Origin of the sequence: Nocardia yamanashiensis (assembly GCF_021183565.1) — a bacterium.
Taxonomy (GTDB): domain Bacteria; phylum Actinomycetota; class Actinomycetes; order Mycobacteriales; family Mycobacteriaceae; genus Nocardia; species Nocardia yamanashiensis.
On record NZ_CP089226.1, the window covers coordinates 2,196,089 to 2,211,797 of the forward strand.

The window sequence follows — 15,709 nt, forward strand, 5'->3', positions numbered from 1 at the left end:
GGTTTCCGGAGCCGCCCGTTCCCGTTTCCGGACTCAGACCTGATGGATTTCGGCGACGGCGATACCGGTGTACGGGTCACTCGCGGCAGTTGCGACGTCGAGTGCCACTTCGAACTGGGCGTCGGCGCCCCGGATTCCGGATATCGTCAGCGCTCCGCCGGCCGCCGCGTCCCGGGCGGCGTGCAGCGCCCCGATCGATCGCAGTTCGAGCCCGCCCGCGCGCACCAGCACATCTCCGGTCCGGATCCCCGCCCGATCCGCGCGGCCGTCGCGATCCACGGCCTTGACCAGCAGCCCCGTGACCTCGGGCAGGCCGACCGCCCGGCGCGCGTCCATGGCTCGATGCGCCGACGCCAATGTCATTCCCAGCCGGGGTGATTCGGGACCGCTCACCGAACCCTCGTAGGACACGAGCAACTGCCGGAGCAGACCGGCGAGCATCTCGCGCTGACGCGGATCCAAGGCGGCCAGCATGCGGTCCTCACCGCGTACGTGGGCCGGGGTGACGCGATCCATGAGCGCACGGCCGGCCGGGGTGAGCGCGACCAGGGTATTGCGGCGGTCTCGCGGATCGGAAGTGCAGGTCACCAGGTCTTGTGCAGCAAGGCGATCCACGCGGGTGCTCATGGTGCCCGAGGTGAGGCCGAGTTCGCGCATGAGCCGGCGCTGCGGGACGCCGTTCGGATCGTCGAGTTGCCGCAGGGTCGCCAGCGCCACGTAGTCGGGACCGTTGAGGCCGAATTCGGCGAAGGTGGCTTCGATTTCGGCTTCGAGGGCGCGGCGGACCCGGCCCAGGCGTTGCACCACCGACAGCGGCGAAAGATCGAGCTCCGGATCGATCCGGCTCCAGGCGTCTACGAAGCGGTCGACCGAATCCTGCGGGCTCGGTGGCGGTTCCGGTGGAGCGGAGCTGGAACGGTCATCTCTGGACACGAGCATGGTTCGAGCGTACCTTCTGGGCAATGGCTTTGGCCAAAGCTATTTCTGAAAGCGATCTCTCACAAAGGACTTCGGCAATCATGGATATGCAATTGCGGGGCAAGCGTGCCCTGGTCACGGGTAGTACGAGCGGTATCGGGCAGGCCATTGCCCACGGACTGGCGCGGGAGGGGGTCGCGGTCGTGGTGCACGGCCGCGACCCCGAACGTGCCGAGGCGACGGTGGAAAGCATTGTCGCCGAGGGTGGTAGCGCGGCCGTCGCGCTCGGTGACCTCTCCGACGACGAGGCCGCGAGCTCGGTCGCCCACCAGGCTGCGGCTGCATTCGGGGGGATCGAGATCCTGGTCAACAATGCCGGCGGGCTGGGCACGGACGGTTGGGAATCCGCTGCGGCGGAGGATTGGCTCGCGCTCTACGACATGAATGTGGGATCGGCGGTGCGCATGATCCGCGCCCTGTCCCCGGAAATGCGCGCGCAGGGCTACGGCCGGATCATTCAGATCGGCAGTGCCGCCAACCCGAATCCGCTGCCCGATCGGGCCGCCTACAGCGCCGCCAAGGCCGCGCTGGCGAACCTCAGCGTCAGCCTGGCCAAGGAGCTGGCGGCGACCGGCGTCACCGCGAACACCATCAGTCCCGGGCCCACTCACACCGCTGGATTCCGGGAATTGACAGCGCGATTCGCCGCCGGGCACGGGCTGCCGGACGTCGAGTCCGCGACTCGTATGCTGCTGGACGGGCCGCTGGCCGCGCCTTCGGACCGGTTGGCCGAGCCCGCCGAGATCGCGGCGCTGGTCGCGTTCGTGGCCAGTCCCTACGGGGCGTCGATCAACGGCGCGAACCTGCGCATCGACGGCGGACTGACGCCGACCGTCAACTAGGTGTCACCGGTCAGGGCACAACGACGAGTTTGCCGGTGGCTCGGTTCTCCTCCATATATCGATGGGCAGCGGCGATATCGGCGAGGGCGAAGGCGCGATCCAGGTTCGGCTGATACGCCCCGGCTTCGACCTGGTCGATGACGCGCTGCAAGATCGGCGCACCCGCGCTGCCCTTGTAGTCGTCGCTGTGGAAGGCGGTGAGTCTGGTGCCGGACGGGATCATGGCGATCGGCTCGAAGCCGGGGATCAGCCAGCCGCTGAGCGAGCCTGCCATGCATACGGTTCCGCCACGCCGGACCAGGCGGAGCGATTCCGGCAGCGAGTCGGTGCCGACCAGGTCGAGTACGTAGTCCGGGCCGTCGGGCCAGATCTCGTGCAGGTCCGGCGCCGGTGAGCCGGGGAGGACGTGGGTGACTCCGGCGGCGGTCAGCGTGCTCGATTTGGCGGGCTGGCGGGTGGTGGCCGCGACCTCGAGGCCGGCGGCGGCGGCGATCGTCGCGGCAGCCAAGCCGACCGATGCGGTGCCGCCCCGGATCAGCAACCGGCCCTTGGAATCCGGTTCGATACCCAAGGCGTCCAGGGCGCCCTGGGCGGTCAGGTAGGTCTCGGGCAGGGCGGCAAGGGTTTCCCACGGCAGGGTGGTGGTGATCGGCATGAGCAGAGTGGTGGGCAACAGGGCGTATTCGGCGTAGCCGCCGTCGAACGCGCGACCCATCTCACCCATCACCGCCGCGACCGTCGTGCCTTCGGGGAGCGCCGGATCGGTCGATACCGCCACGGTGCCCACGCATTCGATGCCGAGCACGCGGGGAAAGACCACGCTCGGCGAATGCCCTTGGCGGGTCCGCAGTTCCGATCGATTCAGCCCGGTCGCGCGCACCCGCACCAATGTCCAGCCCGCCCGCACCGCCGGGATCGGGACCTCGTGAATCTCGAGCACCTCGGGGTCGCCCGCCCGGGTGCAGACCGCCGCTCGCATCGTCGTATTCAGGTTCTCGCGCATGACATCTACTCTTGTCGGGCAGCACCGTGGCCGAACACCGATAGAAAGCCAAGTTATGCCCGATGCCCGCCAACCTGTCCCGGCGGCAACCACTTCCCGGCTGTGGCCCTCCGGCGGGATGCATCTGTGGCCGTCCGGCGGCACCAGTTCGGCACATGCCCACGACCGCGGGCACCTAGTGTACGCGGCCCGTGGCGTCCTGTCGGTACACACCGAGCACGGGACCTCGATCGTGCCTGCCAACCGAATCGCCTGGACACCGGCCGGTTTCACGCACTATCACCGAGCGCACGGTCACACCGATATGCGAATCGAATTCCTCCCACCGGCGCTGGCCCGCCTGATACCGGACCATCCGGCGGTGTTCCTGGCCTCCGCTTTGGTCCGCGAACTCCTGCTCACCCTCACGGGCCCACGCAATCTCGAACGCGAAGCCGACCCCGCCGCCCGGGCGCGATTGCGCCGCGTGCTCGTCGACGAACTCCGTGAAGCCCCCGAACAGCCGCTACAACTCCCCGAACCCCGAGACGACCGCCTCCGCGCCATCGCCCGCCTGCTGTACGAACACCCCGGCGACAACACACCTTTGGCCGACCTCGGGCAGCAGGTCGGCGCCAGCCCCCGCACCCTCAGCCGCCTGTTCCACACCGAACTCGGCATGACCTTCTACGAGTGGCGCACCCAGCTCCGCATCCACCACGCCCTCGTCCTCCTCGCGGCCGGCCACGACACCACCCGCGTCGCCCACGCCTGCGGCTGGTCGAACCCCAGCGGCTTCATCGCCGCCTTCACCGCCGTCATGGGCACCACCCCCGGTTGCTATCGCGGCGCGTCTCGCTCGGGCCAGCCGCAATAAACTCGGTGCGTGCTCAGGTCGAGCGGAGGCCGGCGGTGATCATGGCGACGGCGGAGTGGATGTAGGCGTCGGGGTTCGGGGAGCCGGTGCCGCGGGCGGCGTCGAGGATGCCCATGAGGATGATGCCGACGATGGCGCGAGCGGTGTGCTCGAGCTCGAAGTCGCGGCGCAGCAGGCCCTGATCGGCGGCACGGGTGAGATAGCCGGCGACCAGGGAGGTGGCGTAGTCGACGAGGCCGAACCAGCGGGTGGTGAGTTCGTCGTCGATGGTGGTGGCTTCCAGGGCAAGGAATTTCGCGAGGCGCGGATGCTCGGCGAACACGGTGTTGATGCGGGAGCCGACGGTGCGGAACTGGTCTTCGAATTCGGTGACGGTGGTGGCGTCGGTGACCAGGCCGGGGGTGAGGATTTCGGCGAGCAGCTGGTCGACGCCGTAATCGATGACGGCGTCGAGGATCTGGCGTTTGCTGTCGAAGGCCTTGTAGAAGGTGCCGAAGCCCAGGCCGGCGTGCGCGGAGATGTCGGCGATGACGGTGGCGTGATAGCCCTTGTCGAGGAACACCTCGTAGGCGGCTACCACCAGTTTCCGGCGGCGCGCTTCGATCTCCTCGGCGGTGGCGCGGGGACGGCCGCGTTTGCGGAGAGGCTCGGCGTCGGCGGTCATCCGGTGAGGATATCCGACCGCCCGCGCCGAGCCCGGCCACCGCGAGGCGGGCGTCAGGCCAGGGTGGCGGCCTGGTCGTGGACGAACGGCGAATGCTCCAGATCGGAGAACTTCGATCCGGCCCCGGCCTGCCGCACCCGCAGGTGCAGGTCGGCGCGAATGGCCGGATCCGCCAGCGGCAGTGCGGGATCGGCGTCCCAGGCATTGAGCATCATGCCGTAACCCTCGGGGCTGACCAGCATGGCGGCCCCGCTGCGGCCGGGAAAGGCGAGCAACCGGGTGGCCGCGCGCACGGCGGCCTCGGCCAGCCGGATGCTCAGTTCGGACGGGTGGAAGCCGGCGATGTCCCGCAGTTCCGGGGCGAGATTGCGGGCGAAGGCGACGGCCACCACGCGCAGCGCGGGACTGGCCACCAGCATCGGCCAGGCCGGGGTGACGGGGGAGCGGAGCAGGAAGTCCACATTGGCGCGGCCCTCGAGTCCCAAGGCCATTCGCGGATACCAGCTCTCGGCAATGGCCCGGCATTCGGCGAGCGTCCGGGGCGCATTCTCCGGTGCAACGCCCACCAGCTGCGCGAAAGGCACGTTCTCCCGGACGAATTCGTCCTGTTCGGCCGGGGTCAGACCGGAGCCGAACTGCGCGTAGCACTCGACGATGCTGACCAGCCCGAGTGCGTGCGTCCACAGCGCCATGTCCAGGTCGGTGCCGTGATACTCCTGTCCGCTGATCGGATCGACCCCATTGATGTGCGAATGCACCCGGTACAGCGTGCGCCCGGCCCGGATCGCCGATTCGCTGTCGCCGAAGGCCGCCATCTGGAAGAAGGTGATCGAGCGCCGCGCCCGGGTCAGCGGACGGGTGCGCATCACGCTGTGCGTCGACACCGATTCCGCCACGGCCGGATCGAACAGCACTTCGACGGCCCCGCGCAGAATGGCGAGCACCAGGCTCAGCGGATGGTCCATCATCCGCCAGGTCACCGAGTCCGGCCCGTAGAAGCCGTTGTCGGGCCGGGGCGCGGACCGCACCGCCGCGACCCGCTTCGGGTCCTTCACCAGGTGCTGATTCGCGATGCCGAGTGCGCGTTCGATGCTGGCCGCCATGACAGAACTCCCTTGTCCGAGAGGCGAATCCCGCCTCTCGAATATCGTGACAGGAGTATCATGATAATTCAATCACGAAAATATTGGAGTCCCGGCGGAGCATTGCGGAGTGCCCTGAAACGCGAAAACGAGCGTGCCCGCACCGAAGAGTCGGTGCGGGCACGCTCGCGCTGCGGAAAGGCCCGGCTATACCCGAGCGCCGCCCGCGGCTCGCTCGATGAGGTACTCGACCAGGGTCATGAGTACGTTCTTGGCCGAGCCGCGGTCGCGGGCGTCGCAGAGCAGGACCGGGATGTGCTCGTCCAGGTCGAGGGCGTCGCGTACTTCGACCGGGGTGTAGAGCGGGGCCCCTTCGAAGCAGTTGACCGCCACGGTGAAGGCCACGCCGCGGCGTTCGAAGAAGTCGATCGCGGCGAAGGAGCCTTCGAGGCGGCGGGTGTCGGCGAGGACCACCGCGCCGAGGGCGCCGCGGGCCAATTCGTCCCAGAGGAACCAGAATCGGTCCTGGCCGGGCGTACCGAACAGGTACAGGACCAGGTTCTGGTCGATGGTGATACGACCGAAATCCAGGGCGACGGTGGTGGTGGTCTTACCCTCCACGCCGCGCAGATCGTCCACGCCGGTGGACATTTCGGTGATGAGTTCTTCGGTGCGCAGCGGAGTGATCTCACTGATCGCCGACACCATGGTCGTCTTGCCCACGCCGAAACCGCCCGCGATGAGGATCTTCACCGAGGCGGCCAGCGGGCGCGCATTGTCAAAGTTTTCGGATGCCATCGAGTACAGCTCGCAGAATGTTGAGGTCACCGGGCGCCGCCTCCGGGGAGACGGGCGCGCGGAAGTTGAGGATATTGTCCGAGATGAGGTCCCCGACAAGGATTTTCGTCACCGCCAGCGGAAGCCGGATGGCGGCCGAAACCTCGGCCACCGACAACGGCAGGCGGCACAGCCGCACGATATCCGCGTATTCGGGTTCGACACGCCGCAGCGGCGGGGCGGCGTTGGGCACCACCACCACCGTCAGCATGTCCAGATCGTGTCCCGCGCCCATGGTCCTGCCACCGGTCCGTGCATAGGGGCGCACGAGCGGACCGGCCGCGTCATCGAACCATTGGTGTTCCCCCGGCCGCGGCATCATGACAATCGAGGATTCCCTTGTCCGGCCAGGTTCTGGCGCGGTGTGGTGGACAGATAGTTACCGACCCGCTGCACGGTCAGGTTCATTTCATAGGCGACCATGCCCAGATTGGCCGAGTCGCTGGCCTGCAGGGCGAGGCAGGCGTGGCTGCCGGCGGCCGTCACGAACAGCACCGCCCGGTCCAGTTCGATGACCGCCTGGCGCACGCCGCCGCCGTCGAACCGGGTGCCGGCGCTGCGCGCCAGACCGTAGAGCGTGGAGGACATGGCGCCGAAATGCTCGGCGTCCTCCCGGCTCATGGCCGTGGAGCGGCCCAGCAGCAATCCGTCGGTGGAATGCACCACGGCGTGCCGGACACCCGCGAGCCGATCCACCAGATCGTCGAGTAGCCAGTTGAGATCACCAGCGTTGGAGGTGGTCACCGTCGCCTTCCTGTCGGTCTGAGTAAGAACCTGACTCAGGCCCGAAAGCACCGGGATCGGCCCGGCGGCCCTGCCTGGTTCCGTTTTCGATGGCGGACATGAGGTCTCGGGCCTGCTCGGCCGTCCGGGAGGATTGGGCAGGCGCCTCGGGCGCCGTCTTCTCCTGCGCCAATTCCGGTGCGAGACTTGCCTGCCGGCGCCTACGCGGAAGCGCGGGCCGGACGTCGGAGCCAGTGTACTGGGAGCGATCGCGTTCGCGCGGGCGGAACTCGATTTCCGGTTGCTGGGCCGAAACTTGTTGCGCGCGGGCGGCCCTCGGATCGACCGGCGGCTCGTAGCGCTCGGGCTCGGCGGGCTCGAAACTGCGCGGGGCCTCGAACGATTTGAACGGCTCGAACGGCCGTGGCGTCTCGAAGGACATCTGGCGCTCCGGGAATTCGGGGGCGGCCGGAACCGGCGGCAGGGCCTCGATGACCTGGCGCGCGGATTCCAATTGCCGGGGCTCGGGAGCGACCGGTTCGGGTCGCCGCGGCACCACCGGGATCTCACCGGTGCGCCCGGCGGCCACGGTGAGCGTGTTCGGCACCAGCACGATGGCCCGCACGCCGCCGTAGTCGGATTCGGTGAGCCGCACCGAGATACCGTTGCGCTGCGCCAGCCGGGCGACCACGAACATGCCGAGGCGGGAATCCTCGGACAGCGTGTTGACGCCGAAATCCGGTGGGTTGCGCAGCATGTCGTTGATTCGCGCCATATCCGGCTCGGGAATGCCCATGCCCTGGTCCACGATCTCGATGGCCACGCCCTTGCCGACCACATTCCCGCGCACCTCGACCTGCGACTGCGGCGGCGAGAAGTGGGCGGCATTGTCGACCAGCTCGGCCACCAGGTGCACGAGGTCGGCGACCGCGGTGCCGGCGACGGCGATCTCGGGCAGGCGGGCGATCTTGACGCGCGTGTAGTCCAGCGCCTCACCGACACCCGAGCGCACCACCTCGACCAGCGCCACCGGATTGCGCCACTGCCGGCCCGGCTGCCCGCCGGCCAGAATGATCAGGTTCTCGGCATTGCGGCGTTCGCGGGTGGCGAGGTGATCGAGCCGGAAGAAGATCTCCAGCAACGCCGGATCCTCCTGCTTGGACTCGGCCTCGTCGAGCACCTCGAGCTGGCGGTGCACCACCACCTGGCTGCGGTGGGCGATATTGAGGAACACCGCCTTCACGCCCTCGCGGGTGCGGGCTTCGGTGATGGCGGCCTCGACCGCGGCGGCGTGCGCGTGGGTGAACGCCTTGGCCACCTGGCCGATCTCGTCCGCGCCGAAGTCCAGCACGGGGGTCTCGGCGGCGGCGTCGACGGTCTGGCCTTCGCTCAGCTTGGCCATCATCTGCGGGAGGTTCTCGTCCGCGAGCTGCATGGTCTGGTCGCGAAGCCGCTTGAGCCGCCGGATGATCCGGTTGGCCAGCAGCAGCGCGACCAGGAACGCGGACACCGAGACCGCGAGCATGCCCGCACCGGCCAGCGCCGAATCGGTGGCATTGCGGTCGGCGGCGTCGGCGGCCAGGCCCTGCGCGTACTTGCTCTGCCCGTCCCAGAATTCCAGCAGCGACTTGTTGACCTGCGCGACCGTTTCCTGCCACTCCTGGTCGGTGAACGTCAAAGGCGCGGGCTCACGGGTGGTTCCGGCCTTGACCGGCGCGGCGGTGATGGGATCCATCGCGCGGGCCAGCAGCGAGTTCTCCATCATGACCAGCTTGGTCCAGTTGGGGCTGCCGGTCACCGCCTTGGCGTAGTCGGAGTTCTTGTTGTCCTCGTCGGCGACCAGGGCTTCGACGTTCACCCGGTAGGCACCGACCAGGCGGGCGAATTCGATGGCCAGCTCCGGCGGCAGCACGCCGTTGTTGATCAGCACCTCGGCCAGCGCCGCGGCGCGGGAGAGCATTTCGGAGGCGGAGACGATCTCGAGGGTCTCACCGATCTCGACCGCGGTCTCCGGGTTCGGGGCCGCGCCCGTGACGGCCTTGGTGCCGACCGACACCAGGTCGAGCAGATGGCCGTAGAAGCTGTACGCCTCGGCCATCTGCAAAGCGTTGCCGTCGATCTGGGTGCGCACACCCGCCAGCGCCTTGGTCAGGGTCTGGAAGCCGCCGACATCGCCCTTGACGCCGTCGGGGCCGAGCTCCTCCATGTCCGGAGTGGTCTTGGCGATGCCGCGCAGCGCGTTGTCCAGCCGCAATCGCGCCTGCGCCAAGCCTTTCGGATTGGCGTCGCCGCCGGCCAGCTGCGACAACGTGATCTGGCGCTCCTGCTGCACCGCGCCCACCAATTCCTTGGTGAGCGGGGTGGCGTCATTGAGCGCGTCCGCGAAATCGCGCGCGTTTCTGCCCTCGACCACGAGGTATCCCGCGCCACCCACACCGATCACGAGCAGCGCGAGGCTCGGGACGAGTGCGATGGCGAGAACACGGGTCCGGACACCGAGCCTCGCTCTGAACATCGCCAAAACGTAACGGTGCGTATGTAACACTCGTGCGCGAGATCCCGTTGAGCGGGAACATGATTGACAAGTCGATTCATGCATGTTCCGGAATGACGATCAGTTCTTCGCGATAGCTCGGAAGTCGCTGGAGCTCAGCCGAATTCGCCGCGCCGGGCGCCGGTGGACAGAAACGTGCCGACGCGCTGCACCGTCATGTTCATCTCGTAGGCGACCATGCCCAGGTTCGCGTCGGCCGTGGTTTGCAGTGCCAGGCAGGCGTTGTCGCCCGCCGCGGTCACGAACAGCACGGCGTGATCCAGCTCGATCACCGCCTGCCGCACCCGGCCGCCGTCGAACCGCTGCCCGGCGCTGCGGGACAGGCCGTAGAGCGTGCAGGACATGGCCGAGAAATGCTCGGCGTCCTCCCGGCTCATCCGCGACGAATTGGCCAGCAGCAGCCCGTCGGTGGAATGCACGACGGCGTGCCGCACCCCCGCCAGCTTCTCCACCAGATCGTTCAGCAGCCAGTCCAGATCACCGGCATGGTGGGTGTTCACCGCGTTCTCCTGTCCATCCGCCGGACGCGCCAGCCGCGCCCGGATCGCTCTCCCGCGCGCGCCTGGTGCCGTTCTCGATGGCGGAGAACAGATCCCGCGCCTGATCGGCACCGCGCTCGGGTACTTCGCCGCGTGCGGGCGGCATGCTCGCGCCCGAGTCGTGCGCCAACTCCGGCGCGAGAGCGGCCTGCCGCTGCCGCTTGGGCAGCGACGGCTTGAACCTGTCGTGATCGGCCGGCGTCAGGTCGGTGCGCTGCAAGGCGGGCAGCAGGTCGCGCGGGCTCGACGCCACCTCGACCAGGAGCTGGGCCGGGATCAGGATGATCGCGCGGATGCCGCCGTAGTCGGATTCGGCGAGCCGGACCGAGATGCGGTGGCGGGCGGCCAATTGCGAGACCACGAAGACTCCGAGGCGGGAATCGTGGGACAGGGTGGTGATGCCGAAGTCGGCGGGGTCGTTGAGCTGGGCATTGATTCGCTCGAGTGCGGCGTCGGGAATGCCCATGCCCTGATCGGTGATCTCGATCGCGACACCGCGGCCCACCGTATTGCCGGTGATCTCCACCCGCGACTGCGGCGGGGAGAACGACGCGGCGTTGTCGATCAGTTCGGCGAGCAGGTGAATGAGGTCGCCGACGGCCGGGCCGGCCACGAAAGCCGTTGGCACCCGCCCGGTTCGCACCCGCGTGTACTCGATGGTCTCCCCGACGGCGCTGCGGATCAGATCCAGCAGGGGCACCGGATTGCGCCACTGGCGGCCGGGCCGGCCACCGGCGAGGATCACCAGGTTCTCGGCATTGCGCCGCTCCCGGGTGGCGAGATGGTCCAGCCGGAAGAAGGTCTCCAACAGCGCCGGATCCTCTTGACTGGATTCGGCTTCGTCGAGCAGCTCGAGCTGCCGGTGCACCACCACCTGGCTGCGATGGGCGATGTTCAGGAACACCGCGCGCACGCCTTCGCGCGTGCGGGCCTCGGTGACCGCCGCCGTCACCGCCGCCGCGTGCGCGTGCCCGAAAGCCGAGGCCACCTGGCCGATTTCGTCGCGGCCGAAATCCATGCGAGGCGCCTGCAGCTCGTCGTCGACGGATTCGCCCGCCGCCAGCCGCCGCATGGTCTCGGGCAATTGCTCGTCGGCCAGCGCCAGGGTGCGGTCGCGCAAACGCTTCAGCCGCCGGATGATCCGGTTGGCCAGCACCAGCGCCACCGCGATCGCGCCCAGCGCCACGATCAGCATGCCCGCCGCCGCCAGCAGCGATCGGCGAGTGGTGTCGGCGGCGGCGTCCCCGGCCAGGCGCTGGGCCTCGGTGTTCTGGGCCTGCCACAGATCTGCCAGCTCCCGGTCGACCGTCGCCGCGGCGGCCGTCCATTCCGCCACCGTCAACGGCAGCGTGGCGGCCCGGGCGCCGGGGGAGCGGGGCAGGGTGCGTTGCGTGAGTACGGCTTCCATCGCGCCCAGCTGCTGCCACGCGGACCCGCTGACCAGTTTCTCGGCCGACGCGGCCTGGTCGGAATCGCTGTCGCCGACGGACTGTTCGATGCGCAACCGGTAGTACCCGGCCAAGCGCACGTACTCCGCGGCCAGCGCGGCGGGCAATTCCTCGTCGGCGACCAGCGTCGCCCCCAGCGCGGTCACCCGGCTCATCGCCTCCAGGCTGCGCAACACCTGTTCGGCCTCGGTGAGCTCACTGGCGGTGGCGGCGTCGGGCGCGGTCTGTTCGGCGATCCGCACGCCCGCGAGCACGAGTTCGGGCATGCCGCTGTAGAACTGGTACGCGTCCTCGACGGGCAGCGTGCCCGCGTCGATCCCCGCGCGAATGGTGGCCAGCTGCCGCCCCAGCCCGCCCATCGCCTCGGTGCTGTCCTTCATCGACTGCGGCCCCAGATCCGACAGCCGCGACTGCGCCGGGGCGAGGCCCCGCAGCGCCTCGTCCAGCCGCGCCCGCGCTGCCGTCAGCTCCCGCACGTCGGTGGCCATTCCGGCAGTGCGCCACAACGTGATCCGCCGTTCCAGCTGCACCGCGGCGATCATCTCGCGGGTCGGCCCGATCCCGTCGCGCAATTCGTCGGCCCAGGTCCGGGCATTGTTGGAGTGGTCGATGAGGACACCGGTCGCGCTGATCCCGATGACGACCAGGGCCAGGCTCGGCACGAGCGCGATGGCCAGAATCCGGGTCCGCACACCGAGCCGCGGTTTGAGCATTGCCCGAACGTAGCCATCGCGCGTGCGGGCGCGCCCGGCGAGTCCTTTTGAGCAGGACGTCGTTTGACTACCGGAACGCCCGTTCGGTAAGCCGTCGGATCCCGAAAGGCAACGTGCCACACGACTTTCCGGAAAGCCCACCCGCGACCCCTCAGGCGCGGGTGGGCTTTCCGGGTTTCAGCTGGCCGACATGGCCGAACCGTACCGGGCGAAGGTGTGTCCCTTGCTGGTGCAGGAGAAACTGCCGTGGAATCCCACGGCGCACTTCGCGCCGGCATGCTCCACCCACGGTCCCCACGTATCACTGCCCGTCGCCACCTGATCGATGCTCGGGTTGCCGCCGGCCATGGTGTAGGCGCCGGGGGCGAAACCCGGGTGTCCCGGGGCCCAGGGGACGTCGATGACGATCTGGGTGACCTGGAACGGGAGCGGGATATCGACCTGGCCGACCCTCATCGTCAGCCAAGCCGAAGCGGCGAGATCGCAGCCGACGGTGCCGTCGGATGCGATGGAGCAGCTGAAGGTGCCGGCCCGGAAATACAGTGGCGCCGGATCTTCGGCCTGGGCCGTGCCCGCGAACGGGACGGTGACCAGAGCTGCGGTCGCGAGAAGAGCCGCGACCCGATACGTGAAGCTGCGCATGAAGAACAATCCCTTCCGAACGGTGAACTCGATGGTTGCTATTCGGTGGTACTGCTGCGGGATTCTTCGTCACCGACGCGCGGGGAGTTACAGATCAATTTTTGAAACGGGCAAACCGGTCGGATGCTGGGCCGTTAGTCGTTCATTGGTGGATGCAGAGTCGGTCCGCCGAACCTGGGTGCAGCAGAGAGCAAGGGTGATCGGAACCGCACACAGCGCGGGGGCGATCAACCGACCAGGAAGGTGAAAGACAATGACCAGTGCCCCCAAGCCCGCGCTGAAACGGGCCGTGATGGTCGCCTCGACGTTCGCGCTCGCGGCCGCCGGGCTCCAGTTCGGGACCGCTCCGGCCTACGCCGTGGCGACCCCCACCACCAAATACGAGTGCAAGGACGTGCAGACGCCCGGCAGCCTGTTCCCCGGCGACGAGGTCGCCTGCACGCTGACCGTCAGCACCACCGGCAACGACTCGTTCACCAATGTGATTGCGGAGCTGACGGTTCCGCAGAGCACCACCTACCAGTCCGGCGGCAACCTGCAGGGCAAGAAGGTGCAGTTCACCCTCGGTGAGGTGACCAAGACCAAGAGCGCCTCGGCCACCATGACCGTCATGGTCGACAGCAAGACCGCCGCCAACACCGCCATCTCCAGCGAGGCGGAGGTCAAGGGCTTCGCCCCGAACGGCGCGTTCCAGTCGAACGCCTCGTCCAACACCCTGACCACCACCCTGCCGGTCGGCGGCGCCACCGGGCAGCTGGTCGCCAAGCAGGACACCGCGTCGGTGAACACCAACGGCCAGGCCGAGACCCCGATCGCCGATCTGGTCGACGCCCCCGCCGGCGTGACGCCGAAGATCGAACTGGTCACCAGCGCCGAGCCCAAGAAGGACTACGTCGCCTTCTCGATCGCCGCCGACGGCAAGTCGATCTCCTGGAGCGCGAAGTGCATCGCGGCCACCACCGAGACCCAGGCCTTCACCGTCAAGATCTCGGCCAACGGCCTGACCCCGGTCGAGTCGAAGGTGACGGTCCAGATCGGCAACAACGTGGTCAACCGGGGCCTGCTGCCCACCGACCCGTGCGTGCTGAAGCCCTGATATCCAACTCGAACAGCGCATTCGACGCGGCTCCCCACGGAGCCGCGCCGAATCGACATTTCCGGCCCGAAACCCGACCCGACCGGCCCGAGTTCGGTAGTCGGCATCCGGGGCCCGCCCGCCGGGGTAGATTGTGTGTACCGGCAAGTTACTTGTAAGTAGGAGGCGACGATGCCCGTCCCGGCACCCGCGGTGTTCGAACGTCTGCGGACCTTCGCGGCGGTGGATACCACCGAGGACCGCGAGAATCGAGCGATCACCGAGGTTTTCACCGGACAGACCCTGGGCACCGTGCCGGTCGGCACCGCCGCGGATGTCGCCGAGGCCATGGCCAAAGCCCGTGCGGCGCAGGTGGAATGGGCGGCGCGCACGCCGAAGGCGCGGGCCGAGGTGTTCGAGCGGTATCGCGAACTGGTGGTCGAGAACCGCGAATACCTGATGGACATCGTGCAGGCCGAAACCGGCAAGGCGCGCTGGGCGGCTCAGGAAGAGATCATGGGGCTGATGTTCGCGGCCCGCTATTTCGCCCGCGTCGCACCGCAATTGCTGACCTCGCACAGTGTGCCCGGCGCGTTCCCGGTGCTCAATCGCGCGGCCGTGCGGCATGTGCCCAAGGGTGTGGTCGGGGTGATCGCGCCCTGGAACTACCCGATGCTGCTCTCGATCGGCGATTCCATCCCGGCGCTGCTCGCCGGTAACGGCGTGGTCGTGAAACCGGACAGCCAGACGCCGTATTCGTCGCTGGCCAATGCCGAACTGCTCGCCCGCGCCGGGCTGCCGCGCGATCTGTTCGCGGTGGTGACCGGACCCGGCACCGTGGTCGGCACCGCCATCGTGGACTCCTGCGACTACCTGATGTTCACCGGTTCCTCCGAGACCGGCCGCACCCTGGCCGAACAGTGCGGGCGGCGGCTGATCGGCTTCTCCGCGGAACTCGGCGGCAAGAATCCGATGATCGTCACCAAGGGCGCGAAGCTCGACAAGGCCGCCAAAGCGGCGGTGCGGGCCTGCTTCTCCAACGCCGGGCAGCTGTGCATCTCCATCGAGCGGCTCTACGTGGAGCAGTCGGTGGCCGCCGAATTCACCGACCTGTTCGTGGCCGCGGTCAAGGAAGCGAAACTCGGTGTCGCCTACGACTTCTCGGCCGATATGGGCTCGCTGATCTCCAATGCCCAGCTGGAGACGGTCACCAAGCATGTCGCCGACGCGGTCTCCAAGGGCGCGAAGGTGCTGACCGGCGGCAATGCCCGCCCGGATCTGGGTCCGCTGTTCTACGAGCCCACCGTGCTCGCCGACGTCACCGACGAGATGGAGTGCGGCCGCAACGAGACCTTCGGCCCGCTGGTCTCCATCTACCCGGTGGCCGATGTGGAAGAGGCCATCGCCCGCGCCAACGACACCGCCTACGGCCTGAACGCCAGCGTCTGGGCGGAGAGCAAGTCCGCGGGCGAGCGCATCGCCGAACGCCTGCACGCCGGAACCGTGTGCGTCGACGAGGGTTACGCGCCCGCCTGGGGCACCACCGGCGCGCCGATGGGCGGGATGGGCATCTCCGGCGTGGGCCGGCGGCACGGTCCCGACGGGCTGCTCAAGTTCACCGAACCGCAGACCGTCGTGGTCACCCGATTCCTGAATCTCGATCCGCCGCCGCTGCTTTCGCAGGAGAAGTGGCAGCCGCTGCTCATGACGCTGGCGCGCGGCATCCGCTTCCTGCCGGGTCGCTAGGGCACTC

General features: G+C 68.5%; 15 protein-coding genes. 4 read left to right on the forward strand and 11 right to left on the reverse strand.

Annotated features, from left to right (window positions below; genetic code table 11):
* Positions 1-33: 33 nt before the first annotated feature.
* The gene (locus LTV02_RS10660; protein WP_233039839.1) at positions 34-939 is read right to left on the reverse strand and encodes a MarR family transcriptional regulator; all 906 of its coding nucleotides are present in this window, start codon (positions 937-939) and stop codon (positions 34-36) included.
* 80 nt (positions 940-1,019) lie between these two features.
* Between LTV02_RS10660 and LTV02_RS10665 the strand changes: the two genes are divergently transcribed.
* The gene (locus LTV02_RS10665; RefSeq protein WP_233039840.1) at positions 1,020-1,820 is read left to right on the forward strand and encodes an SDR family NAD(P)-dependent oxidoreductase; all 801 of its coding nucleotides are present in this window, start codon (positions 1,020-1,022) and stop codon (positions 1,818-1,820) included.
* A gap of 10 nt (positions 1,821-1,830) precedes the next feature.
* Here LTV02_RS10665 and LTV02_RS10670 read toward each other — a convergent pair whose 3' ends face one another.
* Positions 1,831-2,823 (reverse strand): zinc-binding dehydrogenase, encoded by a 993-nt coding sequence (locus LTV02_RS10670; protein WP_233039841.1) that lies wholly within the window; start codon positions 2,821-2,823, stop codon positions 1,831-1,833.
* 232 nt (positions 2,824-3,055) lie between these two features.
* Here LTV02_RS10670 and LTV02_RS10675 point away from each other — a divergent pair, with 232 nt between their 5' ends.
* Positions 3,056-3,679: a helix-turn-helix transcriptional regulator gene (locus tag LTV02_RS10675; RefSeq protein ID WP_233039842.1), complete on the forward strand. Its 624-nt coding sequence runs from the start codon at positions 3,056-3,058 to the stop codon at positions 3,677-3,679.
* Positions 3,680-3,692: 13 nt separating this feature from the next.
* Here LTV02_RS10675 and LTV02_RS10680 read toward each other — a convergent pair whose 3' ends face one another.
* The 9 genes from LTV02_RS10680 to LTV02_RS10720 all read right to left on the reverse strand — a co-directional run bounded on the left by LTV02_RS10680 (position 3,693) and on the right by LTV02_RS10720 (position 12,881).
* Positions 3,693-4,343, reverse strand: coding sequence for a TetR/AcrR family transcriptional regulator (locus LTV02_RS10680; protein ID WP_233039843.1), 651 nt, complete (start codon positions 4,341-4,343; stop codon positions 3,693-3,695).
* A gap of 53 nt (positions 4,344-4,396) precedes the next feature.
* Entirely contained in the window at positions 4,397-5,446 is a 1,050-nt protein-coding gene (locus LTV02_RS10685; RefSeq protein WP_233039844.1) for an oxygenase MpaB family protein, read from the reverse strand.
* Between the two features lie 186 nt (positions 5,447-5,632).
* Positions 5,633-6,223, reverse strand: a complete 591-nt coding sequence (locus LTV02_RS10690) for a GTP-binding protein (protein ID WP_067708853.1) — start codon at positions 6,221-6,223, stop codon at positions 5,633-5,635.
* On the reverse strand, positions 6,204-6,581 hold the full coding sequence (locus LTV02_RS10695; RefSeq protein WP_067708855.1) for a DUF742 domain-containing protein: 378 nt from the start codon (positions 6,579-6,581) through the stop codon (positions 6,204-6,206). Before LTV02_RS10695 ends, LTV02_RS10690 begins: the two co-directional genes overlap by 20 nt.
* On the reverse strand, positions 6,581-7,006 hold the full coding sequence (locus LTV02_RS10700; protein ID WP_067708857.1) for a roadblock/LC7 domain-containing protein: 426 nt from the start codon (positions 7,004-7,006) through the stop codon (positions 6,581-6,583). The genes LTV02_RS10695 and LTV02_RS10700 overlap by 1 nt, the downstream gene beginning before the upstream one ends.
* A complete protein-coding gene (locus LTV02_RS10705) occupies positions 6,984-9,500 on the reverse strand; it encodes a sensor histidine kinase (RefSeq protein ID WP_233039845.1) in 2,517 nt (838 codons plus the stop codon). The genes LTV02_RS10700 and LTV02_RS10705 overlap by 23 nt, the downstream gene beginning before the upstream one ends.
* Before the next feature lie 134 nt (positions 9,501-9,634).
* Positions 9,635-10,039 (reverse strand): roadblock/LC7 domain-containing protein, encoded by a 405-nt coding sequence (locus LTV02_RS10710; protein ID WP_233039846.1) that lies wholly within the window; start codon positions 10,037-10,039, stop codon positions 9,635-9,637.
* A complete protein-coding gene (locus LTV02_RS10715) occupies positions 10,017-12,239 on the reverse strand; it encodes a sensor histidine kinase (RefSeq protein WP_233039847.1) in 2,223 nt (740 codons plus the stop codon). Before LTV02_RS10715 ends, LTV02_RS10710 begins: the two co-directional genes overlap by 23 nt.
* A gap of 177 nt (positions 12,240-12,416) precedes the next feature.
* Complete coding sequence (locus tag LTV02_RS10720) at positions 12,417-12,881, reverse strand: hypothetical protein (RefSeq protein WP_233039848.1); 465 nt, start codon at positions 12,879-12,881, stop codon at positions 12,417-12,419.
* Positions 12,882-13,134: 253 nt separating this feature from the next.
* Here LTV02_RS10720 and LTV02_RS10725 point away from each other — a divergent pair, with 253 nt between their 5' ends.
* The gene (locus LTV02_RS10725; RefSeq protein ID WP_233039849.1) at positions 13,135-13,977 is read left to right on the forward strand and encodes a hypothetical protein; all 843 of its coding nucleotides are present in this window, start codon (positions 13,135-13,137) and stop codon (positions 13,975-13,977) included.
* 171 nt (positions 13,978-14,148) lie between these two features.
* The gene (locus tag LTV02_RS10730; RefSeq protein ID WP_233039850.1) at positions 14,149-15,702 is read left to right on the forward strand and encodes a succinic semialdehyde dehydrogenase; all 1,554 of its coding nucleotides are present in this window, start codon (positions 14,149-14,151) and stop codon (positions 15,700-15,702) included.
* The last annotated feature ends 7 nt before the right edge of the window (positions 15,703-15,709 follow it).